We start from the raw sequence: 23,504 nt of genomic DNA, 5'->3' as shown, positions 1-23,504 counted from the left end.
TGTCACAGAAAAACATGAGCCGGCCTTCCCCGGCAGGCGCCCCGGCGGCGCCGCCGGCGGATACCCACAAGGAGTTAGCTGAATGAAAAGACTGTTCGTTGCCCTCGCTGCCGCCGCCGCTTTCTCGGCCCACGCCGCCGAAACCCTGACCGTGGCCGCGACCCCGGTGCCCCACGCCGAGATCCTCGAGTTCGTGAAGCCGGCGCTGGCTAAGGAAGGTGTGGACCTGAAGGTGAAGGTGTTCACCGACTACATTCAGCCGAACGTGCAGGTGGCCGAAAAGCGCCTGGACGCCAACTTCTTCCAGCACCAGCCGTACCTCGATGAGTTCAACAAGGCCAAGGGCACCAGCCTGGTGGCCGTGGCCGGCGTGCACCTGGAACCGCTGGGCGCCTACTCCAGCAAGTACAAGAAGCTCGACGAGCTGCCGAGCGGCGCCAACGTGGTGATCCCGAACGATGCCACCAACGGCGGCCGTGCGCTGCTGTTGCTGGACAAGGCCGGCGTGATCAAGCTCAAGGACTCGAAGAACATCCTGTCCACCGTCAAGGACATCGCCGAGAACCCGAAAGGCCTGAAGATCCGCGAACTGGAAGCCGCGACCATTCCGCGCGTGCTGACCCAGGTCGACCTGGCGCTGATCAACACCAACTACGCGCTGGAAGCCAAGCTCGATCCGTCCAAGGACGCGCTGGTGATCGAAGGCAACGACTCGCCGTACGTGAACATCCTGGTGTCCCGCGGGGACAACAAGGACAGCGACGCGATGAAGAAACTGGCGGCCGCCCTGCACAGCCCGGAAGTGAAGCAATTCATCACCGAGAAGTACAAAGGCGCGGTGCTGCCGGCGTTCTGATCGTTGCGGCAATGAAAAAGGGACGCCTTGGGCGTCCCTTTTTTGTGCCTGCTGTCCCGTCCTGAAATAGGTTTACACCTGTTTCACCCCAATGCCTTGCATCACTGTCGGTTGAGCATCACCGGCAACTGCGCCACCAGCTTGGCGTTGTTCAGCGGTGCGCGGATGAAGCCGCGCTGGGTGCCGTCCGGGCCGATCACCGCGAGGTTGCCGCTGTGGTCGACGGTGTAGTTCGGTTTGCTGGTGTCGGCCGGAATGAACGGGATGCTCACCGCGTTGGCGACCTTCTGCAGTTCCTCCACCGACTTGGGCGTCAGGCCGATGAACTGCGGATCGAAGTAGCCCAGGTACTGCTTGAGCTGTTTCGGGTTGTCGCGGTTGGGGTCGACGCTGACCAGGACGATCTGCAGCTTGTCGACCGCGTCCTTGGGCAACTCGCTCTTGATCTGGCGCAGCTGGGCGAGGGTGGTCGGGCAGATGTCCGGGCAGAAGGTGTAGCCGAAGAACAGCAGGCTCCATTTGCCCTTGAGCTCGTTGACCGTGACGGCCTTGCCGTCCTGGTCGGTCATGGTCACGTCCGGCAGGTTGCGGCTCTGCGGCAGCAGGATGATGCCGGCGTCGATCAGCGCGGTGGGGTCGCCCTGGCCCTTGCCGCTCAGCACCTTGTTGACGGTCAGGCCGAGGATCAGCGCGATCACGGCGACGAGGATGAAGACGGTTTTCTGGGTTCGAGTCATAGGTTCAACAATAGGTAGTGGTCTACGAGCAGGGCGATGAACAGCAGGAACAAGTAATAAATAGAGTACTTGAAGGTGTTGATCGCCGCGTGCGGCCGAGTGCCACGGTACAGCACAACGGCCCATTGCAGAAACCGGGCGCCCAGCCCGAGCGCGCAGATCAGGTACAGCAGCCCGCTCATGTGGATCACGTAAGGCAGCAGGCTGACCGCCAGCAGGGCGAAGGTGTACAGCAGGATGTGCACCTTGGTGTAGTGCTCGCCGTGGGTGACCGGCAGCATCGGAATGTCGGCCTTGGCGTATTCCTCCTTGCGGTGGATGGCCAGGGCCCAGAAGTGCGGCGGCGTCCAGGCGAAGATGATCAGCACCAGCAGCAGGGGTTCGGCGCTGACGTGGCCGGTGGCGGCGGTCCAGCCCAGCAGCGGCGGGGCGGCGCCGGCGAGGCCGCCGATGACGATGTTCTGCGGGGTCGCCCGTTTCAGGAAACCGGTGTAGACCACCGCGTAGCCGAGCAGCGAGGCCAGGGTCAGCCAGGCGGTCAGGGCATTGGTGAAGGCCAGCAGCAGGGCCTGGCCGGACAGCGCCAGCGCCAGCGCAAAGGTCAGCGCGGCCGCCGGTGCTACCCGGCCTTCGGCCAGCGGCCGCTTGTGGGTGCGGGCCATCACCGCGTCGATGCGTCGGTCCACCACATGGTTGACCGCCGCCGCGCCGCCGGCGCACAGCGCGATGCCCAGGTTGCCGAACACCAGCACCGTCCATGGCACGCCGGCCCGGGTCGCCAGGAACATGCCCACCAGCGAGGTGATGAGCATCAGCACCACCACTTTCGGCTTGGTCAGCTCCAGGTAGTCGCGCCACAGTGCCTGGGCAGGGCGCTCGCCGATCAGAATCGCCATGGGGTCTCTCCTTTGAGGGTGGCCGGCGCGGCCGGGTGTCGGCGCGGGCTCAGGCGCCAGCCCGCCGGCATCGGCCGTTTGACCCGCACCAGGGCGGTGCGCGCGTGATAGTTGACCAGCACCATCGTCAGCAGCAGCGCGGCGCCGCCGGCGTTGTGCGCCACGGCCACCGGCAGCGGCAGATGGAACAGCACGTTGCTGACGCCCAGGGTGATCTGCGCGGCGAGGGCGGCCAGCACCAGCCCGGCGAGGCGGGTCATGCCCACCGCCTTCAGTTGCCACGCCAGCCCCAGCAGCACCAGCGTCACCAGCAGGGCGCCGATGCGGTGGGTCAGGTGGATGGCGGTGCGGGCGTCGCTGTCCAGTTGGCCGCCCAGGTAGTTGGGGCCGATGTGCTGGGTCAGGTGGAAGCCGTTGGCGAAGTCCGCCGGCGGCAGCCATTGGCCGTGGCAGGTGGGGAAGTCGATGCAGGCCACCGCCGCGTAGTTGGAGCTGACCCAGCCGCCGAGGGCGATCTGGGCGATCACCAGCGCCAGGCCGGCGGTCGCCCAATGTTGCAGGCGACGCGGCACGCTCAGGGCCGGCAACACGCCGGACAGCCGCAACGTCAGCAGGAACAGCAGGCTCAAGGTCGCGAAGCCGCCCAGCAGGTGCCCGGTGACCACCTGCGGCCATAGCTTGAGCGTCACTGTCCACATGCCGAACGCCGCCTGGGCGAACACCACCGCCAGCAGGAACAGCGGCAGTTTCAGCGGTTGTCCCGGGCGTCGGCGATCGACCCACGCCCGCCCGGCCAATACGGCGATGAGCATGCCCAGGGTGCCGGCGAAGTAGCGGTGGATCATCTCGTTCCAGCCCTTGTGCGCCTCCACCGGCGAATCCGGGAAGTGCAGCTCGGCATGGGCCAGTTGGGCTTCGCTCTTGGGCACGCTGATGAAACCGTAGCAGCCCGGCCAGTCGGGGCAGCCGAGGCCGGCGTGGGTCAGGCGGGTGTAGGCGCCGAGCAGCACCACGATCAGCGCCAGCAGGGTGGCGAACAGCGCAAGGCGAAATCCGGGTTTGGCCATGACGATGTCCCTATCCGATGTTCGACAATTTCAGCAGGTGGCGCAGATCGTTGAGCAGATCCTTGCCGTTGACGTCCGGGCCGTAGCGCAGCACCAGGTTGCCGTGGGGGTCGATGATCCACAGCTGCGGCGCGGACGCGTCCCCGGCGGTCTTGCGCAGGCCGGCGGTGTCCAGCGGGTAGCGCTGAAGTTGCGGGTAGTCGCGGGCCAGCCGGGCTTCGTAGTCGGCGCCGAGCGGCTGCGCGGCGGCGAGGGCGTGGCTGGCGCGCCCGGCGTCGCGGCCCAGGCCGATCTGGATCTGTCGCGCCAGGTACACCAGTTGCTGGCAGTCCGCCGCGCAATCGCCGGGGGCGGTCACCAGCATCTGCCAGCGCTCTTCGTCGGCCGCCACGCCGAGGTCGGCGCGGGTCTGGCCGTTGCCGATCAGCTCGCCGTGGTAGCTGCGGCCTTCCGGCACCCAGAACTGCAGTTTGTACATGCCGGTGGCGAGGACCATCGGGCCGACCACCCCCAGCACGATCAGCAGCAGTTGGATGCGTCCGCGGCGGCGACCGGCCGCCGGCTTGGCTTCAGACATGCTGGGTGGATTCATGGCCGCTCCCATGGTGTTTCTCCTTTGCGTTGTGCCAGCCGAGATACAGGTAGAGGCCGAGCAGCGCGGTGGCCATGGCGAACCACTGCACGGCGTAGCCGAGGTGTTTTTCCGGGCCCATCGCCACCACCGGCCAGTCGCTCCGGTAGCTGACGGGGCCGGTTTCCGCGCGCACTTCATAGGCGAAGCCGTCGCGTTCGAGGGTTTTCCACAGCCGGGCGGGTTCGACGGCGGTGACGGTCTGCGGCCAGACGTCGCTGACCGGATCGGCATGCAGCTGGAACGTCGCCCCGGGGGCGACGTAGACCCAGGCATCCAGGTCCACTGCGTCGGCCGGGGTGGCGAACTGCGGCACAACGCGCCGGTCCGGCCACGGCAGCCAGCCGCGGTTGACCAGCAGCCACTGGCCGGTGCGCCGGTCCTGGAAGGGCTGCAGCAGCTCGACGCCGACCTTGCCGTCGCGCTGGCGGTTGTCGAGCAGCAGGCTGTGGGCGGCATCGAAGCGGCCGTGCAGGTGCACCCGTCGGAAGGCCGGATCGGCGCTGTGCAGCAGTTCGGCGGCGGCCATCGGTTCGGCCGCGCGGCGTTCGGCGTAGCTGGCGAGCAAGGCGGTCTTCTCCGCGCCGCGGCCCAGTTGCCAGAAGCCCAGCGACACCATCAGCGGCAGCAGCAGGATCACCGCCACCGTCGGCACGACGCCGGGCCGGAAGCGTTTCATGGCCGTGCCCCGAAACCGGTGCGCGCGACCGCTATACTCAATTGCATCGCCTGTCCCCCCGGAGTCTTGCCATGATGCTCAAGGCAGCCATCGTCCTGATGCTGATCGCCACGGTGATCAGCCTGTTCAGCGGCCTGTTCTTTCTGGTCAAGGACGACAGCGGCTCGAACCGTCTGGTGATCGCCTTGAGCGTTCGGGTCACTCTGGCCGCCGCCACCGTCGGCCTGATCGCCTGGGGCTTCTGGAGCGGCCAGCTCGTTTCACATGCGCCCTGGTGAATGCGCCGGGCGCCCTCTTGAAGCCTGAAGCTGTGCGCCTGCGGCTTCAGAGCACATAGACGAACACGAACAAGCCGATCCACACCACGTCCACGAAGTGCCAGTACCAGCTCGCCGCCTCGAAGCCGAACTGGTGCTCGGCGTCGAAATGCCCGCGCATGATGCGCACCAGCATCACGAACAGGATGATCGTGCCGATGGTCACATGGGCGCCGTGGAAACCGGTGAGCATGAAGAACGTCGCGCCGTAGATGCCCGAGCCCAGGGTCAGGCCCAGTTCGTGGTAGGCGTGCATGTACTCTTCGGCCTGCAGCGCCAGGAAGCCGCAGCCCAGCAGCACGGTGACCGCCAGCCACAGCTTCAGCGCACCGCGGTGGCCCTTTTTCAGGGCGTGGTGGGCGATGGTCACGGTGACGCTGGAGCTCACCAGCAAGATGGTGTTGATCAGCGGCAGGCCCCAGGGGCTGATGACTTCCTTGGGCGGCGGGAACAGCTTGGAGTCCGGGTTGTTCAGCAGCGGCCAGACGAACTCGAAGTTCGGCCACAGCATGTGGGCGATGCCCTTGGTGCCTTCGCCGCCCAGCGCCGGCCCCGACACGTGCCGCACGTAGAACAGCGCGCCGAAGAAGGCGATGAAGAACATCACCTCCGAGAAAATGAACCAGCTCATGCCCCAGCGGAACGAGCGGTCCAGCTGCGGGCTGTACAGCCCCGCACGGCTTTCCTTGATCACTGCGCCGAACCAGCCGAACAGCATGTACGCCAGCAGCAGGCCGCCGATGAAGAAGATCAGCGGGCCGTGGGATTCCGGGCGCGCCGCCTTCAGGTCGTTGAACCAGGTCGCCAGGCCATACACCGTGGTGACCATGCCGACGGTCGCCACGATCGGCCACTTGCTCTGGGCCGGAACGTAATAGTGCTCATGAGTCGCCATTTATTGTTCTCCTTATCGGGCACGCTTAACCGCCAGTGCTTGCGGCCACCGGTGGATGACGGGCGGTGATGTCGAACAGCGTGTAGGACAGCGTCAGGTGCTTCACATCCTTGGGCATGTCGCGGTCAACGATGAAGCGCACGGGCATCTCGATCTGCTGACCGGGCTGCAGCACCTGCTGGGTGAAACAGAAGCATTCGGTCTTGTGGAAATACGCCGCCGCGTTGCTCGGCGCGATGCTCGGCACGGCCTGGGCGCTCATCGGCTTGTCGGTGGGGTTGCGGGCGATGAAGATCATCTCGTTGACCGCGCCGGGGTTGGCCGTCAGCTCGTCATGCTTGGGGTAGAAGTCCCACGGCATGTCGGCGGTGTTGGTCGACAGGAACTGCACGCGCACCTGGCGCGAGGTGTCGACGGTCTGTTCGCCTTCGTACTGCCCGGCAGTCTTGCCGTTGATGCCGAAGGCCTTGCACATCACGTCGTACAGCGGCACCAGGGCGAAGCCGAAGACAAACATCGCCACCACCACGCTCAACAGGCGGGTGACCAGTTTTTTCATCGAGACCGAGTCAGCCATGATCTTTGCCCTCTGCCGAGAACTGTGTGGGAGCTGGCTTGCCGGCGATGCAGCCGCCGCCGTGTTTCAGGCAGGCCGCCATCGCGGGCGAGCCCGCTCCCTCAGGCGTTTCCACAAGGCAGAAAATGTTCATTTGACTTCCGGCGGCGTGGTGAAGGTGTGGTACGGCGCCGGCGACGGTACGCTCCACTCCAGCCCTTCGGCGCCGTCCCAAGGCTTGGCCGGCGCCGGCGCGCCGCCGCGGATGGTCTTGATCACGATGAACAGGAAGAAGATCTGCGTGGCGCCGAACATGAACGCGCCGATCGACGACACCATGTTGAAGTCGGCGAACTGCAGGTTGTAGTCCGGGATCCGCCGGGGCATGCCCGCCAGGCCCACGAAGTGCATCGGGAAGAACGTCAGGTTCATGCCGATGAAGGACAGCCAGAAATGCAGCTTGCCGAGGGTCTCGTCGTACATGTGGCCGGTCCACTTCGGCAGCCAGTAGTAGGCCGAGGCGAAGATCCCGAAGATCGCCCCCGGCACCAGCACGTAGTGGAAGTGGGCGACCACGAAGTAGGTGTCCTGGTACTGGAAGTCCGCCGGGGCGATGGCCAGCATCAGGCCGGAGAAGCCGCCGATGGAGAACAGGATCACGAACGCCACCGCGAACAGCATCGGCGTCTCGAAGGTCATCGAACCCTGCCACATGGTGCTGGCCCAGTTGAACACCTTCACCCCGGTGGGCACGGCGATCAGCATGGTGGCGTACATGAAGAACAGCTCGCCCACCAGCGGGATGCCCACCACGAACATGTGGTGCGCCCAGACGATGAACGACAGGAACGCGATGCTCGCCGTGGCGTAGACCATCGAGGTGTAGCCGAACAGCGGCTTGCGCGCGAAGGTCGGGATGATCGCGCTGACGGCGCCGAAGGCCGGCAGGATCATGATGTACACCTCGGGGTGGCCGAAGAACCAGAACACATGCTGGAACAGCACCGGGTCGCCGCCGCCGGCGGCGCTGAAGAAACTGGTGCCGAAGTGGATGTCCATCAGCATCATCGTCACGCAGCCGGCCAGCACCGGCATCACCGCGATCAGCAGGAACGCGGTGATCAGCCAGGTCCAGACGAACAGCGGCATCTTCATCAGGGTCATGCCGGGGGCACGCAGGTTGAGGATGGTGGCGATCACGTTGATCGCGCCCATGATCGAACTGATCCCCATCAGGTGGATGGCGAAGATGAAGAACGTCACGCTTTCCGGCGCGTAGGTGGTGGACAGCGGCGCGTAGAACGTCCAGCCGAAGTTCGGGCCGCCGCCGGGGGTGAACAGGGTCGAGACCAGCAGCAGGAACGCCGCCGGCAGCAGCCAGAAGCTGAAGTTGTTCATCCGCGGCAGGGCCATGTCCGGCGCGCCGATCATCAGCGGGATCATCCAGTTGGCGAGGCCGACGAACGCCGGCATCACCGCGCCGAACACCATCACCAGGCCGTGCATGGTGGTCATCTGGTTGAAGAACGCAGGCTCCACGATCTGCAGGCCGGGCTGGAACAGCTCGGCGCGGATCACCATGGCGAACGAGCCGCCGAGCAGGAACATGCAGAACGCGAACCACAGGTACAGCGTGCCGATGTCCTTGTGGTTGGTGGTCAGCACCCAGCGCATCAGGCCTTTGGCGGGGCCGTGGGCGTGGTCGGCATGACCGTGGTCATCGATAACGGCGCTCATGGCCTTTCTCCTTCAAGCGGACGGGCAGGGCCGTGCGGGGCGCGCAGCCCCGGACGTTGGCGGGAGGACGCGGCGGCGCGGTTCATTTGCTTTCCGCCTGTTTGAGCTCCAGCACTTCTTTGGGCGTGACCATGTCGCCCTTGTTGTTGCCCCAGGCGTTGCGTTCGTAGGTCACGACGGCGGCGATATCGACTTCCGACAGCTGCTTGCCGAACGCCGCCATGGCGGTGCCGGGCTTGCCGTGGAACACCAGGCTCAGGTGCGCCTCTTTGGGGCCGGTGGCGATCTTCGAGCCCTTGAGCGCCGGGAACATCGGCGGCAGGCCCTGGCCTTCGGCCTGGTGACAGGCCACGCAGGTGGTGTGGTAGATCTTGTCGCCGCGTTCCTTGAGCTCGTCCAGCGTCCATTCCTTGCTGGTCAGCTCCTTGAGCTGCGCGGCCTCGGCCTTGCGCTCGGCGAGCCACTTGTCGTAGTCGGCCTTCTCTTTCACGTCGACCACGATGGGCATGAAGCCGTGATCCTTGCCGCACAGTTCGGCGCACTGGCCGCGGTAGATACCAGGCTTGTCGACGCGGGTCCAGGCTTCGTTGACGAAGCCGGGGATGGCGTCGCGCTTGACCGCGAAGGCCGGCACCCACCAGGAGTGGATCACGTCGGCGGAGGTGACGAGGAAGCGCACCTTGGCGCCGGTCGGCAGCACCAGCGGCTTGTCGACCTCCAGCAGGTAGTGGTCGCCCTTGGCTTGCTTGTTGTGGATCTGTTCGGCGGGGGTGGCCAGGTTGCTGAAGAACTCGACGTCCTGGCCCAGGTACTTGTAGTGCCACTTCCACTGGTAGCCGGTGATCTGGATGTCGATGTCCGGCTCGCTGGTGTCGTACATCCTGATCAGGGTGGCGGTCGCCGGGACGGCCATCGCCACCAGGATCAGGAACGGCACGACGGTCCAGAGGATCTCGACGGTGGTGCTCTCGTGAAAGCGTGCCGCGACCTGGCCGGTGGAGCGGCGGTGCAGGATCATCGACCAGAACATCGCGCCGAAGACGATGATCCCGATCACCACGCAGATCCAGAAGATGGTCATGTGCAGGTCGAACACAGCGTGACTGATCTCAGTCGCTCCAGGCGCCATATTCACAGTCCAGGCCGCTTGCGCCTGGCTGAAAATCGACCACAACAGGAGGCCCATCCAGACGTGTGGATGTCGCATCATTGCGGGTTCCCCTTATCGTTCTTGTTGTCCCGTAGGCGCAACGCCTGCGGCAAGGGAGCGGCTGCATCAGACTACTAACTTGAATCGCCGGGCCTTGCTGCGCGGGCAGTCAGGCATCATCAGCTAACTCCATTCACTGGCGAGTATAGACAGCGACTTGAACCTCGCAACGCGACCGCGTAAATCGCATGAAACAGCTGGCACTTGCGTTCCAGGGCACGAATGGAGAAGGATGCAGCGGAGTGGTGGCACACCGATATAACCCCGGTGTATCAAGGATGAAATAATTATGACAAATGCGTCTTAGCATTTTTCGTAAGCCAGCTAAGTTATGTCTTCCCTATTTCATTGCCCTGTACCCTGGAGTTTTCATGAACACCGCCGCATTGCGCGAGCAGATCCGAATAGCCCGAGAACACGAGAAAGACACCGGACGGCTGACCCGTCAGCTGGAAACCCAACTGCCTCACCTGCACCCGGCGATCCAGTTGCCGGAAACCGGTGCCGAAGCCGTCCTGACGCGCTTCGTCGCCGCCTACATCGATGAAGTGCCGGACCTGCTGGATGCAGCCAATGAAGTCGCCAGGGAAGCGGGAATCGAGTCACAGATCAAACCGGTGCTGAAGATCGCCGAGCAGTACTTCCTCCAGCCCCCCGTGGGCCTGGACAGCCTGCTGGACGAGGCCTACCTGGCCCATCGGTTTGTCGAAGAGGTCAACGACCTGTACATCAAGCATTTCGGCCAGCCACTGATCCCCTTGGACATGACGGTCGCCAATCTGATTGCCCACCAGCTGCTGGGTGAGGCATTCGCCAACCAACTCGACGAAGTGGTGCACCACGCGGTGGACAGCATGCTCGACGACGACAGCTTTGCGCTGGAGTCGGTGGAGGCCTACCGCGAGAAGCTCAGCAGCCCGGACACCGGCGCCGCCTGGAAACGCTGGCCGTGCATGGGCCGCCGCCTGGGCGTGGGCCTGGAGCTGGATCAGCCGGCCGCCTGAGCCCGCACGATCCAATGCAGGAGCGAGCCTGCTCGCGATGGCGGTCGATCATTCAACCCTTGCGTTGACTGACCCGACGCCATCGCGAGCAGGCTCGCTCCTACAAGGTTCAGCCCGCCGTGCCGATACCGGCGGTGGTGCGCACCCGCCCTTCAAGCCTGCGCTTGAGCCCCCGGGACTCGATCAGCAGCCTCGACCCCTTGGCGGCATTGGCCCGCCCCCATTCCTCCAACAGTTCCAGGCAGGCGTGGTCGATGTAGCTCAGGTTGTTGAGCGGCACATGCACCGTCGTGCCCGGTGGAACGCTGGCCAGGGCCTGGGTCAGCGCCGGCACCTTGAGGAACGTCGCCGCGCCCGTCAGGCGCATCTCCATTTCCCCCTCCTGGGGCAGGTCGATCAGGCTGATCTTCAGCCGCGCGGCTTTCAGCGCCAGCTTCAGCAGGGTCAGGCCGAAGCCGATCAGCACGCCGGTCAACAAGTCCGTGAAGATGATCGCCAGCGCTGTGGCGGCGTAGGTGAACATCGGCATCCGGCCGTAACGGCCCAGGCCGCGGAACACCTTCAGGTCCACCAGCTTGAACCCGGTGTAGACCAGCACGCCGGCCAGGCTCGCCACCGGGATGCTCTGCAGCAGGCTCGACAGCAACAGCACGAACGCCAGCAGCCACAGGCCGTGGAAGATCGTCGAAAGGCGCGTGGTGGCGCCGGCCTGGACGTTCGCCGAACTGCGCACGATCACCCCGGTCATCGGCAGCGCGCCGACCAGGCCGCAGAGCATGTTGCCCACCCCCTGCGCCGACAGTTCACGGTCGAAGTCCGAGCGCGGGCCGCTGTGCATGCGGTCCACCGCCGCGGCGGACAGCAGGGTCTCGGCGCTGGCGATGAAGGCCACGGCGAACGCCGCGACCAGCAAGGCAGGGTCGGCGAGGTTGAGCAGGTCCGCCGGCTTGAGCCAGTCGATGGCCTGCGCCAGGTTGTCCGGTACCTCGACCCGTTTGACCGGCAGCGCCAGCAGCAGGCTGGCGCCCGTGGCCAGGCCGACGCCCAGCAGCGCGCCGGGCACGAAGCGCAGCGAATGCGGGCGGAATTTCTCCCACAGCCACATCACCGCGATGGTTCCCAGCCCCAGCAGCCCGGCCTGCCAGCCGAACGACGGCAGGGCCTGGGCCACGGCGCCGGGGAACGCGGTGAGGTTGTCCAGGCCGGAGGGTTTCGGCGCGGCGTCGAGCATCACATGCACCTGGGACAGGATGATCAGCACGCCGATCCCGGCGAGCATGCCGTACACCACCGCCGGCGCCGTGACCCGGAACCAGCAGCCGAGCTTCAGGCGCCCGGCCGCCAGCTGCAGCAGCCCGGCCAGCAGCAGGATCGGCCCGAGCATCTCGACGCCGTGCTGGCGCACCAGCTCGAACACCAGCACCGCCAACCCGGCCGCCGGCCCGCTGACCTGCAACGGAGAGCCGGCCAGCCAGCCCACCACCAGTCCGCCGATGATGCCGGTGACCAGCCCCTTGGCCGGCGGCAGGCCCGAGGCGATGGCGATGCCCATGCACAGCGGCAGGGCGACCAGGAACACAACCACCGAAGCCAACAGCTCCCGTGGCAGAACAGCTTTCAATTGAGCGGCACGCATGGGGATTCTCCCGGACTTTTCTTCAGGCGTGGCGAGGCCGGACCGCTGAAACAGCGGCCGGCGTCAAACCACAGAGATTTTTAGGAGGATCTAGAAGCGCGCTTTTGGCGTCGCCACCGGGATCGGATGGCTGCCGTCCAGCGGCAGGAAGCAGCCCTGGTCCGCGTCGTACGCTTTGATTTCGCTGGTTTCGATGTTGTAGACCCAGCCATGGATGAACAGATGACCGTTCGCCATGCGCGAGGCTACCGAGGGATGGGTACGCAAGTGCTGCAGTTGGGCGATGACGTTTTCCTCGGTGAGGATCGGCATGCTTTCTTTTTCGTTGGCGCAGTTGCAGTTGTCCTGCACCATGGTTTTCGCGACTTCGGCGTGGCGCAGCCAGGCCTTGACCGTCGGCATCTTCTCCAGGCTGTCCGGGTTGAGCACCGCGCGCATGGCGCCGCAGTCGGAATGGCCGCAGATGATGATGTGCTGCACGCCCAGGGCGAGCACGGCGTATTCGATGGCGGTGGACACGCCACCGTTCATCTGGCCGTAGGGCGGTACGACGTTGCCGACGTTGCGGGTCACGAACAGGTCGCCGGGGGAGCTCTGGGTGATCAGTTCGGGAACGATGCGCGAGTCGGCGCAGGTGATGAACATCGCCCGTGGCGACTGGGCCGTGGCGAGTTTCTTGAAGAGTTCTTCCTGCTGCGGAAAGACCTCATGATGAAAATGCAAAAAGCCGTCGACGATGTGCTTCAGCGCTGCATCGGCGGTTTCCGCCTCAGGGGCCGGCGCCGACGCAGCCAACGGCTGTTTATCCTTGTCACTCATGATTCATCCTCTTTGGCGGATTCGGGGAGTCATTCCCGTGTATTCCGGTGTGAAGCCAGTGGCTGTTCAAACATCCGGGCCGATCCTGACCCGTCAGTCACTCGATGAACAAGGTAACCGCCGAAACTTAACTCAAACTGAATCAAAGGCTCTGGAACCTGTGTTCCAGGTCACAAAAAACGTGACCGGCGCAACCGGTCGAGGGGTTCCGTCGCTCGACCCTGGGCCAATTGTCGCTAAATCAGCGACATCTGGCGACCCGGCGGACAAAAGGCCGAGCAATCGAGGCCGAAGCCTTCGCGACGGTCGAGCCCCAGACGCTTCAGCGCCTTGGCGAACCGCTGGGCCAGCAGGTCGGCGAACGGCCCTTCGCCCCGCATGCGGGCGCCGAAGCGGCTGTCGTAGAGCTCGCCGCCCCGGCTCTGACGGATCAGGCTCAGCACATGGGCCGCGCGCTGCGGGTAATGCGCCTCAAGCCACTGCTCGAACAGCGGCGCCACCTCCAGCGGCAGGCGCAGCATCATGTACGCCGCGCTCTGGGCGCCGGCCGCGTGGGCCTCGGTGAGCAGGCTTTCGATCTCGCTGTCGTTGATCATCGGAATCATCGGCGAACACAGCACGCCCACCGGAATTCCCGCTTCGCGCATCACCCGGATCGCCCGCAGCCGGGCCTTGGGCGCGGCTGCGCGGGGTTCGAGGATGCGCTTGAGCTCGTCGTCCAGGGTGGTGAGGCTGATCATCACCGCCACCAGCCGCAGCCGGGCCAGTTCGGTGAGCAGGTCGAGGTCGCGCAGGATCAGCGAGCCCTTGGTGACGATGGTCACCGGATGCCGGTGGCGCAGCAGCACTTCGAGGATCTGCCGGGTGATCCTGTGCTCGCGTTCGATGGGCTGATAAGGATCGGTGTTGGAGCCCAGGTTGATCGGCGCGCATTGGTAGCCGCGCTTGCCCAATTGTTCTTCCAGCACCTGGGCGGCGTTGGTCTTGGCGATCAGTTTGGTTTCGAAATCCAGCCCTGGCGACAGGTCCCAGTAGGCGTGGCTGGGCCGGGCGTAGCAATAGATGCAACCGTGCTCGCAGCCGCGGTAAGGATTGACCGAGCGGTCGAAGGGCAGATCCGGCGAGGTGTTGCGGGTGATGATGGTCTTCGCCGTCTCGATCCGCACCTCGGTGCCTTGGGTCTGCGGCACTTCCTGATGCCAGCCGTCGTCCTCGGCCACCGAACGGCTCGGCGCGAAGCGGTTGTGCGGGTTGGCGGCGGTGCCGCGGCCGCGGGGAGGCAAGGGCGTGTGCATCGGAGGTGTCCTGTGTGCTGTATGTGCATACAGTATCCTTGGCTTGCGGAAACGGCCAGTGCCGTTCGGCGATTCTGCGGAGCGGCCCCTGCGGATTCAGGTTCGGCAACGTACCGGTATCGGAGTCGTTAGTTGAGCGAAACTTGAGGTTATATATTCAACGTAGTTTCGGAAGTTGCTATGCCGTTAGGATTGTCTCCGTTGTAACCCGGATGATTTAAATAAAAGGAATTAACCATGTCTAACTTCAATCCTCGTGGCATCTTTTTGCAGAAACTCGGCCCCACTCCGGTCGACCCTGATGAAGTGCTGGTTTCCCTGCAGTTCGCGCTGAAGGAATCCGGCTGGAACGCTGAGAACGCCGTGCCGACGGACTCCCTGCTCGATTCCCGTACGCTCATCGCCGCTTCTTATGACGGCGGCAAGACGTTCGGCATCCGCAACGAAAAGGACATCGATGGCGACGGTGACATCGATGCAGACGATAAGGCCAAGTTGCTGGCGCTGGCCAAGGCTTATGTCAGTATCGAAAATCCTTGAGTCTCAAGAGGCCGCAGAAGTTGTGGCACTCAATATAAAAAGGCCCTGCCCGCATTACTGCGGGCAGGGCCTTCTTTATGTTCCGGTGTGTCAGTGGGCGGACTCTTGCGTCGATGCCGTCTTCATCTGTTCGGCACGCAAGTGTTTGACCTCAGCTGCGCTGACCGGCGCCCCCTTGTTGCCCCAACTGCCCCGGATGAAGCTCACCACATCCGCCACTTCCTGATCCGACAGCCGCCAGCCGAACCCCGGCATGGTGATGGCCGACGGCGCCGCGTGGGTCGCCGGCAGCGTGCCGCCCTGGAGCACGATGTGGATCAGCGAGGCCGGATCTTCCGATTGCAGCACCGGATTGCCCGCCAGCGCCGGGAACACGCGGGTGTAGCCGTGGCCGTCGGTGCGGTGGCAGGCCGCGCAGTTGTCGATGTACACCGCGGCGCCGCGCTGGCTGTCGTCGCCGTTCCACAGGGCCTTGGCGGCCGTTTCGTCGTACTGGTGCGGGCGGTCGGCGGGATCTTGGGCCGGCAACGATTTCAGGTAGCGGGCGATCGCGGTCAGGTCGGCGTCGGTCATGTACTGCATGCTGTGGGTGACCACGTCGCTCATGCCGCCGAACACCGCGCTGCGGTCGCTGCGCCCGGTCTTCAGGAACTGCACCAGTTGCTCTTCGCTCCAGCCGCCGAGGCCGTCCTTGTGGTCGCCGCGCAGGTTCTTGGCGATCCAGCCTTCCAGCGGCGCGCTGCCTGACAGGAAAGTGCTGCCTTCGCCTGCACTCAGGGATTTTTCCTGCATGGTCAGGGCGCGGGGCGTATGACAAGCGCCGCAATGTCCGAGGCCTTCCACCAGATAAGCCCCACGGCTGACGACGGCATCGTCCGACGTAGCTTTGTAGTCCTCGACCTTCGGCGCAAACAGCCAGCGCCAGCCCGTCAGCGGCCAGCGCATGCTCAGCGGCCAGGGGATGTCGCTGGCCTTGTTCTCCTGGGCCACCGGTTCGACGCCGTGCATGAAGAACGCGTACAGCGCCTGCATGTCGGCTTCGGTGACGCGGGCGTAGGACGGGTACGGCATCGCCGGATACAGCGTGCTGCCGTTGCGGGCCACGCCATGGCGCACGGCCCGGTCGAAGTCCTCGAAGCTGTAGCCGCCGATGCCGCGCTTGTCCGGGGTGATGTTGGTCGAGTAGATCGTGCCGATCGGCGTTTCCATCGGCAGGCCGCCGGCGAACGGTTTGCCGTCCTTGGCGGTGTGGCAGGCCACGCAGTCGCCTGCGCGGGCCAGGTATTCACCCTGCCTGATCAAGGATTGATCGGCTTCGGCGCCGTACAGGGAGGCGCTGCCGAGCAACGCCAGGGTCGCGATAACGAAAGTCTTCATGGTCATCGCTCCTTAAGCCTGGACCAGCGGGCCGGGGTTTTTCAGGTACTGCTCGCGGATCGCCTTCGCCGACCAGTAGGTCAGGGCGGCGACCAGCCCGGTCGGGTTGTAGCCCAGGCCTTGGGGGAACGCCGAGGCGCCGGGGACGAACACGTTGTGCACGTCCCAGCTCTGCAGGTAGCGGTTCAGGGCGCTGGTCTTCGGATCGGTGCCCATGATCGCGCCGCCGTTGAGGTGGGTGGTCTGGTAGGACGCGGTGTTGAAATGGTCGCCGACCTTCTTGCTGATCACGTTGATGGCCTTGGGGCCCATGGCTTCGGCGATCTTGCCCATTTTCTCGACCATGAAGCGGTTCATCTTGATGTCGTTTTCCTGCCAGTCGAAAGTCATCCGCAGCAGCGGCAGGCCGTAGGCATCGCGGTACACCGGATCCAGATCGAGGTAGTTGCCCCGGTAGGACTGATGCGCGCCGTGGGCGTCCATCGACACCTGATGGGTGTAGTAGTCGGCGGTGGCGCGTTTCCAGGCGCTGCCCCAGGCCGGTGTGCCCGGCGGATTGGAGGTGCCGGCGATCGGCCGGCTGCCGGCCTGGTTGACCCACATCGGCGAGCCGCCGACGAAGCCGTGGGGGCCGTGGTCGAAGTTGTCGGCGTTGAAGTCGTCCACCGCCACCCCGTTGCCGCCGGCGCCGATGAAGTTGTTGGTGTGGGTGTCCTTGTCGAAGAACGCCTTGATCGTGGCCATGTTCTGGTAGGCGAAGTTGCGCCCGACCACGCCTTCGCCGCTGACCGGGTCGTACGGCTTGCCGATGCCGGACAGCAGCATCAGCCGCACGTTGTGCAGCTGGAACGCGCCGAGGATCACCAGGTCCGCCGGCTGCTCGATCTCCCGGCCCTGGCCGTCGACGTAGGTGACGCCGGTGGCCTTGGTCTTGCTGCTGTCGAGGTTGACCCGCAGCACGTGGGCGTTGGCCCGCAGCTCGAAGTTCGGCAAGGGCTTGAGCGCCGGCAGGATGTTCACGTTCGGCGAGGCCTTGGAATACATGTAGCAGACATACCCGCTGCAGAACCCGCAGAAGTTGCACGGGCCCATTTGCGCGCCGTAGGGATTGGTGTACGGCCCCGACGTATTGGCGGAAGGCAGGTTGTAGGGTTTGTAGCCGACCTCTGTGGCCGCCTTGCCGAACAGCTGTGCGGAAACGGTGTTCTTCTGCGACTCCAGCGGGAACGGGTTCGAACGGTCCGGCGCGTAAGGGTTGCCGCCCTTGCCCTGGCCCACCAGTTGCCCCTTCACCGTCCAGGCCTGGCCGGAGGTGCCGAAGACCTTTTCGGCGAAGTCGAAGAACGGCTCCAGCTCTTCATAGCTGACGCCGAAGTCCTGGATGGTCATGTCCTTGGGGATGAAGTGTTTGCCGTAGCGCTCTTCGTAGTGGCTGCGCATGCGCAGTTCGATCGGATCGACCCGGAAATGCACGCCCGACCAGTGCAACCCGGCGCCGCCCACACCGTTGCCCGGCAGGAACGCGCCCAACTGGCGGTTCGGCAGCGCGATGTCGTTGACGCTGTGGCGGATGGTGACGGTTTCCTTGGAAACGTCCTGGAAGAGTTTTTTCCGCACGCTGTAGGTGAGTTCGTCGATCACCTGGGGATAATTGCCGTCCGGGTAGGTGTCCTGCATCGGCCCGCGCTCCAGCGCCAGCACGTTGAGGCCGGCCTCGGTCAGCTCCTTGGCCATGATTGCGCCGGTCCAGCCGAAGCCGACGATCACCGCATCCACTTTCTTCATTGCCGTTGCCATGCTCACGCCCTCTCGCCGCGGATCGAAACTGCCGGGAAGGGGTACGCCTCGTTGCGTTCCACCCAGTCCATGAAGTCGGCGCGGGCGCCGGGGAAGCCGATCATGGTCCAGCCGACCATGCCTTTATTGCCGCCGTGAATCGGGTCGCAGAAGAACCCTTCCTTGGTGTTCTGCAGCAGGAGACTGAAGAAAACCTTGGCCGGGACGGCGTCGAATTGCGGTTTTCCCGCTTCGAGCTGCTTGAGCAATTCGTCTCGGGTAGCGCTGTCTTGCTCGGCAAATGATTTGCCGTTCAGGGATTTTGCCCACTGATCCGCGGCGGCGATGCCCAGGCGATAGATCTCTTTGGGCACCAGTTTGCTCTGCCAGCCCATTTCCGGTGCGGCGTCGGCATTGAACGGGCCCTGCATGTACCAGAGGGCGCCGGCGGCGTAAGGCGTGTTCATCTGACGGTCGATGTATTCCGGCACGCCGGCTTCGAGGGCGCCCGGGCCCTGGGCGTCGTTGGGGATCAACTGCGCGACGGCGGCGTTGATGAACGCCCACTCTTCGGCGGTGAAATAGCTCGGCTGATACTCGCCCGCCTTGGCCGCAACCGGTTTTGCGGCTGGCGCAGCAGGCGCGGGTTCGGGGGCGGCCTGCAGCACGCTGCTGCCCAGGCCGCTGCCGGCCAGGGTGACGACAGGGATCAGGGTCAGGGACTTGCGCAAGAACTCACGCCGCGGGTTGTCTCGACTTTCATCAGACATGGGGGGGCACCTCATCAGGCATTGATGGTTGTCAGCCGTCTCTGCGGGCGGCTTAAGGTTGTTTGGCTGCGACGTGGCCGGAACGGCCAGGAGAAGGGGAACGCGTCTGCAACATCATGTGACAAATGGTAGCAGGCTAAGCATCGAGATGAATCGGTTCACTTGAAAAAAACCGTGTTTGCGACGAAGGGCGCCGGCCGGTTCACGATTCTTTGACAAGCGCCTCACAGGGATTTGACCGGCCAACCCTGATGCTGCGAGGCCCTTCAATCATGAATCCCTACGGTCCACCGAGCATGTCCCGATTGCGTTTCCTCCCCGCCGTGTGTCTTTCGCTTGCCGTCGTGTTGCACTGGGTGCCGGTCCAGGCCGCCGAGGGCCCGGCGTCGCGTCCTGCCGAATGGGCGCAGCCGGTGGAGGTGCAATACAACCTGTTCCAGATGTCGCCGACCCTCTACCGCAGCGCGTTGCCCGACGGCGGCGCCGTGCCGCTGCTGAAGAACCTGAAGGTGGCCACGGTCATCAACTTCCTGCCGGAGTCCGACTCGGGCTGGCTGAAGACCCCCGGCGTGAACCTTGTGCAGCTGCCTTACCGCACCAATCACGTGGATGACAGCGATGTGCTCAAGACGCTGCGTGCGATCCAGACCGCCGAGGCCGAGGGCCCGGTGCTGATGCACTGCAAGCACGGCTCCGACCGCACCGGCCTGATGGCGGCGATGTACCGGATCGTGGTGCAGGGCTGGAGCAAAGAGGATGCGCTGAATGAAATGACTCAGGGCGGATTCGGCGAAAGCGGGCACTTCAAGGACGGCATCCGCTACGTGATGCAGGCCGATGTCGACAAGTTGCGTACGGCGCTGGCCAACGGCGACTGCAGCACCAGCCCCTTCGCCACGTGCTCGATGAAGAGCTGGTTCCAGAGCGTCAATCTCAAGTGAACCGGGCCGTCTGCGGCGAGGCACTGGCGTCCTCGCCGCAGAGGCTCCCTGTCCGGGGCTGACGGCAGGTCAGTCGTCTGACTTTTTCTTCAGCTTCGGATTCGGAAAGAACTGCACCGCCTGCACGGTCTTGTCCGGCGCAGGCTTGGGCGCAGCGGTGTTGACCCGCGTGCCCAGCTCCTTCGGAACCGACAGGCCCTGCTCGTTCAGCGTGTCCGCGTAACCGCAGGCCACGCACTCGCGATGGGGAACGTCGTCCTCGCTCCACATCATCAGCTTGTCCGGCTCGCTGCACGCCGGGCAGACCGCCCCGGCGATAAAGCGTTTCTTCGTCTTCACAGGTGCCTCGCTCATGCTGCCGCGTCCTCGCTCAGGCCGCTGTGACGCAAGAGTGCGTCAATCGAAGGCTCACGGCCACGGAAGTCGACGAACAGCACCATCGGCTCCTGCGAGCCGCCGCGGGCCAGGATCGCTTCGCGGAAGGCACGGCCGGTGTCGGCGTTGAGCACGCCGTCCTCTTCGAACCTGGAGAACGCATCCGCCGACAGCACTTCCGCCCACTTGTAGCTGTAGTAGCCGGCCGCGTAACCGCCGGCGAAGATGTGGGCGAAGCTGTTGGGGAAGCGGTTGTAGGCCGGCGGACGCATCACCGAGACCTCGTCGCGCACGCCCTCGAGCACTTGCAGCACGCTGCGGCCGTCGCCGTGGGTGGCGTGCAGCTCGAAGTCGAACAGCGAGAACTCCAGCTGGCGCACCATCATCAGGCCGGACTGGAAGTTCTTCGCCGCGAGCATTTTCTCCAGCAGGTCCTGGGGCAGCGGCTCGCCGGTTTCGTAGTGGCCGGAGATCAGCGCCAGGCCTTCCGGCTCCCAGCACCAGTTCTCCATGAACTGGCTCGGCAGCTCGACCGCATCCCACGCCACGCCGTTGATGCCGGACACGCCGGCATGGTCGACGCGGGTCAGCAGGTGATGCAGGCCGTGGCCGAACTCGTGGAACAGGGTGGTGACTTCATCGTGGGTCAGCAGCGCCGGCTTGCCGCTGTCGGCCGGGGTGAAGTTGCACACCAGGTTGGCCACCGGGCTTTGCAGCACGCCTTCGACGGTGCGGCGACGGTCGCGGGCGCCGTCCATCCAGGCGCCGCCGCGCTTGTTGGCGCGGGCGTACAGGTCGAAGAAGAAGCGGCCCACGTGCTGGCCGTTTTCCTTGATCTCGAACAGGCGTACGTCCGGGTGCCAGGCGTCGAAGCCTTTGAGCTCGGCGATCTCGATGCCGTACAGGCGCTGGACGATGGCGAACAGGCCGCCGAGCACTTTGTCGATCGGGAAGTAGGCGCGCAGGGTTTCCTGGGCCACGCTGTAGCGTTGTTCACGCAGCTTTTCGCCGTAGAAACCGCTGTCCCAGCTCTGCAGGTCCGCGCAGCCCTGCTCGGCGGCGTAGGCCTTGAGCTGTTGCAGGTCCTGGGCGGCGAACGGTTTGCTGCGCTTGGCCAGGTCGCGCAGGAAGCTCAGCACCTGGTCGCTGGACTCGGCCATCTTGGTGGCCAGGCTCAGCTCGGAGAAGCTGGCGAAGCCCAAGAGCTTGGCCAGTTCCTGGCGCAGGCCGAGGATCTCGTCCATCACCGGACCGTTGTCGTTCTGGCCGGCGTTCGGGCCTTGATCCGAGGCGCGGGTGCAGTAGGCGGCGTAGACTTCCTCGCGCAGCGCGCGGTTCTGGGCGTAGGTCATCACCGCGTAGTAGCTGGGGAACTCCAGGGTGATCAGCCAGCCGTCCAGGCCCTTGGCTTGCGCGGCGGCGGCCATCTGCGCCTTGGCCGAGTCGGTCAGGCCGGCAAGGGCCGCTTCGTCGGTGAGGTGCTTGGTCCAGGCCTGGGTGGCATCGAGCAACTGGTTGGAGAAGCGGCTGCCCAGCTCCGACAGTTTGCTCTGCACTTCGGCGTAGCGCTTTTGCTCGGCTTCCGGCAGGTCGATGCCCGACAGGCGGAAATCGCGCAGGGCGTGCTCCAGAATGGTCTTCTGGCCCACGTCGAAGCCGGCGGCTTCCGGGCTGTTGGCCAGTGCTTCGTACGCCTGGAACAGCTCGCGGTTCTGGCCCATCTCGGTGGAGTAGGCGCTCAGGGCCGGCAGGCAGGCCTCGTAGGCTTCGCGCAGTTCGGCGCTGTTGCACACGGCGTTGAGGTGGCTGACCGGGCTCCAGGCGGCGCCGAGGCGGTCGTTGAGTTCGTCCATCGCCAGCACCAGGCCGGCCCAGGACGGGTTCGTGCCCTGGCGCTTGAGGATCTCGGCGATGGCGGCGCGGTTGTCGGCCAGGATGGTTTCGATGGCAGGCTGCACGTGTTCGGCACGGATCGCGGAGAACGGCGGCAGGTCGTAGGGCTGCAGAAGTGGGTTGTTCACGCTCACGGTTGGCACCTTGGCAGAAGGGAACATGCATTTAGAATCGTGGGCCCATCTTAATTACAATCGGCAGCGACCGCAGCTATCGGCGACAGAGAGAGAACTTATCGTGTCCCTTCGCAAGTACCAGAACCACACCCCGCGCCTGGGCAAAGGCGCCTTTGTCGACGGCTCCGCGGTGGTGATCGGCGACGTCGAAATCGGCGAAGACAGCTCCGTGTGGCCGCTGACCGTGATCCGCGGCGACATGCACCGCATCCGCATCGGCGCGCGCACCAGCGTCCAGGACGGCTGCGTGCTGCACATCACCCACGCCGGCCCCTTCAACCCGGACGGTTTCCCGTGCCTGATCGGCGACGATGTGACCGTCGCCCACAAAGTCATGCTGCATGGCTGCACCGTGGGCAGCCGGGTGTTGATCGGCATGGGCAGCATCGTCATGGACGGCGCGGTGGTCGAGGACGACGTGATCGTCGGCGCCGGCAGCCTGGTGCCGCCGGGCAAGCGCCTGGAAAGCGGTTACCTGTACGTGGGCAGCCCGGTGAAGCAGGCCCGGCCGTTGAGCGACAAGGAGCGCGCGTTCTTCACCTACAGCGCGACGAACTACGTGAAGCTCAAGGACCTGCACCTGGCCGAAGGCTACGACCAGATCTGAACCCTCCCGCACAAGCCCAGGAATTTTCATGCATTACCAGACCGTACTGTTCGACCTCGACGGCACCCTGACCGACCCGCGCGAGGGCATCACCCGCTCCATCCAGTTCGCCTTGGCCAGGCTTGGCATCGACGAGCCGGACCTGAGCAAGCTGGAACACTTCATCGGCCCGCCGCTGCTGCAGGCGTTCATGCAGTTCTACGGATTCGACGAGGCCAAGGCGTGGGACGCGGTGAATTTCTACCGTGAGCGCTTCAAGGTCACCGGCCTCTACGAGAACCGGGTGTTCGACGGTGTCATGCCCTTGCTGGAAACCCTGGGCGGGCAAGGCCGGCAGTTGTACATCGCGACCTCCAAACCGTGGGTGTTCGCCCGGGAGATCGCCCGTCATTTCGACTTCGCCCGGCACTTCAAGGTGATCTACGGCAGCGAACTGGACGGCACCCGCACCGACAAGGTCGAGCTGATCGCCCACCTGATGGCCGAAGAAGGGCTGGATCCTTCGCAGACGCTGATGATCGGCGACCGCAAGCACGACCTGATCGGCGCACGCCGCAACGGGCTGGACGCGGCGGCGGTGGGCTATGGGTTCGGCAGCCATGAGGAACTGAGCGCCGAGGCGCCGGCCTATCACTTCGAGACGCTGGCCGAGCTGCATCAGGCGTTCCTGCGCCGCTGACCGGTCAACCATCGCCAGCAGGCTGGCGCCCACGC

General features: G+C 65.0%; 25 protein-coding genes. 7 read left to right on the top strand and 18 right to left on the bottom strand.

All coding sequences use genetic code 11. The annotated features are described in order from the left end of the window. Window positions 1-82: 82 nt before the first annotated feature. Complete coding sequence (locus tag KVG96_RS24185; RefSeq protein ID WP_217894315.1) at window positions 83-856, top strand: MetQ/NlpA family ABC transporter substrate-binding protein; 774 nt, start codon at window positions 83-85, stop codon at window positions 854-856. A 101-nt stretch (window positions 857-957) separates the two neighbouring features. On the opposite strand, the gene KVG96_RS24180 is transcribed toward KVG96_RS24185, so the two are convergent. The 5 genes from KVG96_RS24180 to KVG96_RS24160 are packed head-to-tail and all read right to left on the bottom strand — an operon-like array spanning window position 958 to window position 4,866. After that, window positions 958-1,593 (bottom strand): SCO family protein, encoded by a 636-nt coding sequence (locus tag KVG96_RS24180; protein WP_217894314.1) that lies wholly within the window; start codon window positions 1,591-1,593, stop codon window positions 958-960. Continuing rightward, complete coding sequence (cyoE, locus tag KVG96_RS24175) at window positions 1,590-2,489, bottom strand: heme o synthase (protein ID WP_217894313.1); 900 nt, start codon at window positions 2,487-2,489, stop codon at window positions 1,590-1,592. The genes KVG96_RS24180 and cyoE overlap by 4 nt, the downstream gene beginning before the upstream one ends. Next, entirely contained in the window at window positions 2,477-3,556 is a 1,080-nt protein-coding gene (locus tag KVG96_RS24170; RefSeq protein WP_217894312.1) for a COX15/CtaA family protein, read from the bottom strand. Before KVG96_RS24170 ends, cyoE begins: the two co-directional genes overlap by 13 nt. Before the next feature lie 10 nt (window positions 3,557-3,566). After that, the gene (locus KVG96_RS24165; protein ID WP_217894311.1) at window positions 3,567-4,160 is read right to left on the bottom strand and encodes a PA_0111/PP_0108 family redox-active disulfide protein; all 594 of its coding nucleotides are present in this window, start codon (window positions 4,158-4,160) and stop codon (window positions 3,567-3,569) included. After that, window positions 4,126-4,866: an SURF1 family protein gene (locus KVG96_RS24160; RefSeq protein ID WP_217894310.1), complete on the bottom strand. Its 741-nt coding sequence runs from the start codon at window positions 4,864-4,866 to the stop codon at window positions 4,126-4,128. Before KVG96_RS24160 ends, KVG96_RS24165 begins: the two co-directional genes overlap by 35 nt. Before the next feature lie 74 nt (window positions 4,867-4,940). Between KVG96_RS24160 and KVG96_RS24155 the strand changes: the two genes are divergently transcribed. Next, window positions 4,941-5,144, top strand: coding sequence for a twin transmembrane helix small protein (locus tag KVG96_RS24155; RefSeq protein WP_085579525.1), 204 nt, complete (start codon window positions 4,941-4,943; stop codon window positions 5,142-5,144). A gap of 46 nt (window positions 5,145-5,190) precedes the next feature. Here the strand turns inward: KVG96_RS24155 and KVG96_RS24150 are convergent, their stop codons facing one another. The 5 genes from KVG96_RS24150 to coxB all read right to left on the bottom strand — a co-directional run bounded on the left by KVG96_RS24150 (window position 5,191) and on the right by coxB (window position 9,581). Beyond that, entirely contained in the window at window positions 5,191-6,078 is an 888-nt protein-coding gene (locus KVG96_RS24150) for a cytochrome c oxidase subunit 3 (RefSeq protein WP_085579428.1), read from the bottom strand. Between the two features lie 25 nt (window positions 6,079-6,103). Next, complete coding sequence (locus tag KVG96_RS24145) at window positions 6,104-6,655, bottom strand: cytochrome c oxidase assembly protein (RefSeq protein ID WP_085579430.1); 552 nt, start codon at window positions 6,653-6,655, stop codon at window positions 6,104-6,106. Further along, window positions 6,648-6,788, bottom strand: a complete 141-nt coding sequence (locus KVG96_RS24140) for a hypothetical protein (RefSeq protein WP_217894309.1) — start codon at window positions 6,786-6,788, stop codon at window positions 6,648-6,650. The genes KVG96_RS24145 and KVG96_RS24140 overlap by 8 nt, the downstream gene beginning before the upstream one ends. Next, window positions 6,785-8,371, bottom strand: coding sequence for a cytochrome c oxidase subunit I (gene ctaD, locus KVG96_RS24135; RefSeq protein WP_085579432.1), 1,587 nt, complete (start codon window positions 8,369-8,371; stop codon window positions 6,785-6,787). Before ctaD ends, KVG96_RS24140 begins: the two co-directional genes overlap by 4 nt. A gap of 82 nt (window positions 8,372-8,453) precedes the next feature. Then, the gene (gene coxB, locus KVG96_RS24130; RefSeq protein WP_217894308.1) at window positions 8,454-9,581 is read right to left on the bottom strand and encodes a cytochrome c oxidase subunit II; all 1,128 of its coding nucleotides are present in this window, start codon (window positions 9,579-9,581) and stop codon (window positions 8,454-8,456) included. A gap of 371 nt (window positions 9,582-9,952) precedes the next feature. Between coxB and KVG96_RS24125 the strand changes: the two genes are divergently transcribed. Then, the gene (locus tag KVG96_RS24125) at window positions 9,953-10,585 is read left to right on the top strand and encodes a hypothetical protein (protein ID WP_217894307.1); all 633 of its coding nucleotides are present in this window, start codon (window positions 9,953-9,955) and stop codon (window positions 10,583-10,585) included. A 109-nt stretch (window positions 10,586-10,694) separates the two neighbouring features. On the opposite strand, the gene KVG96_RS24120 is transcribed toward KVG96_RS24125, so the two are convergent. The 3 genes from KVG96_RS24120 to KVG96_RS24110 all read right to left on the bottom strand — a co-directional run bounded on the left by KVG96_RS24120 (window position 10,695) and on the right by KVG96_RS24110 (window position 14,335). After that, window positions 10,695-12,221, bottom strand: a complete 1,527-nt coding sequence (locus KVG96_RS24120; RefSeq protein ID WP_217894306.1) for a SulP family inorganic anion transporter — start codon at window positions 12,219-12,221, stop codon at window positions 10,695-10,697. Between the two features lie 90 nt (window positions 12,222-12,311). Next, the gene (locus tag KVG96_RS24115; RefSeq protein ID WP_085579440.1) at window positions 12,312-13,040 is read right to left on the bottom strand and encodes a carbonic anhydrase; all 729 of its coding nucleotides are present in this window, start codon (window positions 13,038-13,040) and stop codon (window positions 12,312-12,314) included. Window positions 13,041-13,276: 236 nt separating this feature from the next. After that, entirely contained in the window at window positions 13,277-14,335 is a 1,059-nt protein-coding gene (locus KVG96_RS24110; RefSeq protein ID WP_217894305.1) for a PA0069 family radical SAM protein, read from the bottom strand. Window positions 14,336-14,572: 237 nt separating this feature from the next. Between KVG96_RS24110 and KVG96_RS24105 the strand changes: the two genes are divergently transcribed. Beyond that, window positions 14,573-14,875 carry a hypothetical protein gene (locus KVG96_RS24105; RefSeq protein WP_217894304.1) on the top strand — a complete coding sequence of 101 codons (303 nt, stop codon included), beginning with the start codon at window positions 14,573-14,575 and terminating at the stop codon, window positions 14,873-14,875. A gap of 90 nt (window positions 14,876-14,965) precedes the next feature. On the opposite strand, the gene KVG96_RS24100 is transcribed toward KVG96_RS24105, so the two are convergent. Genes KVG96_RS24100 through KVG96_RS24090 form a run of 3 tightly spaced genes read right to left on the bottom strand, consistent with a single transcriptional unit; the run spans window position 14,966 to window position 18,798 of the window. Next, a complete protein-coding gene (locus KVG96_RS24100) occupies window positions 14,966-16,252 on the bottom strand; it encodes a cytochrome c (protein ID WP_217894303.1) in 1,287 nt (428 codons plus the stop codon). Window positions 16,253-16,264: 12 nt separating this feature from the next. Next, window positions 16,265-18,049: a GMC family oxidoreductase gene (locus tag KVG96_RS24095; RefSeq protein WP_217894302.1), complete on the bottom strand. Its 1,785-nt coding sequence runs from the start codon at window positions 18,047-18,049 to the stop codon at window positions 16,265-16,267. Window positions 18,050-18,051: 2 nt separating this feature from the next. Beyond that, complete coding sequence (locus tag KVG96_RS24090) at window positions 18,052-18,798, bottom strand: gluconate 2-dehydrogenase subunit 3 family protein (RefSeq protein WP_217894301.1); 747 nt, start codon at window positions 18,796-18,798, stop codon at window positions 18,052-18,054. Window positions 18,799-19,094: 296 nt separating this feature from the next. On the opposite strand from KVG96_RS24090, the gene KVG96_RS24085 reads away from it, so the two are divergent. Further along, on the top strand, window positions 19,095-19,739 hold the full coding sequence (locus KVG96_RS24085; protein ID WP_217894300.1) for a phosphatase domain-containing protein: 645 nt from the start codon (window positions 19,095-19,097) through the stop codon (window positions 19,737-19,739). Between the two features lie 69 nt (window positions 19,740-19,808). Here KVG96_RS24085 and KVG96_RS24080 read toward each other — a convergent pair whose 3' ends face one another. Together KVG96_RS24080 and prlC are read right to left on the bottom strand one after the other, a co-directional pair. Then, a complete protein-coding gene (locus KVG96_RS24080) occupies window positions 19,809-20,093 on the bottom strand; it encodes a YheV family putative zinc ribbon protein (RefSeq protein WP_217894299.1) in 285 nt (94 codons plus the stop codon). Further along, window positions 20,090-22,168, bottom strand: a complete 2,079-nt coding sequence (gene prlC, locus KVG96_RS24075; RefSeq protein WP_217894298.1) for an oligopeptidase A — start codon at window positions 22,166-22,168, stop codon at window positions 20,090-20,092. The genes KVG96_RS24080 and prlC overlap by 4 nt, the downstream gene beginning before the upstream one ends. A gap of 76 nt (window positions 22,169-22,244) precedes the next feature. Here prlC and KVG96_RS24070 point away from each other — a divergent pair, with 76 nt between their 5' ends. Then, entirely contained in the window at window positions 22,245-22,790 is a 546-nt protein-coding gene (locus KVG96_RS24070) for a gamma carbonic anhydrase family protein (RefSeq protein ID WP_217894297.1), read from the top strand. Window positions 22,791-22,818: 28 nt separating this feature from the next. Next, the gene (locus tag KVG96_RS24065; RefSeq protein WP_217894296.1) at window positions 22,819-23,469 is read left to right on the top strand and encodes an HAD family hydrolase; all 651 of its coding nucleotides are present in this window, start codon (window positions 22,819-22,821) and stop codon (window positions 23,467-23,469) included. Window positions 23,470-23,504: the final 35 nt, after the last annotated feature.

Origin of the sequence: Pseudomonas ekonensis, assembly GCF_019145435.1 — a bacterium.
In the GTDB taxonomy this organism is placed as follows: Bacteria; Pseudomonadota; Gammaproteobacteria; order Pseudomonadales; family Pseudomonadaceae; genus Aquipseudomonas; species Aquipseudomonas ekonensis.
The sequence above is the reverse complement of the archived record's forward strand: the minus strand, read 5'-3'. Positions and strand labels throughout refer to the sequence as shown.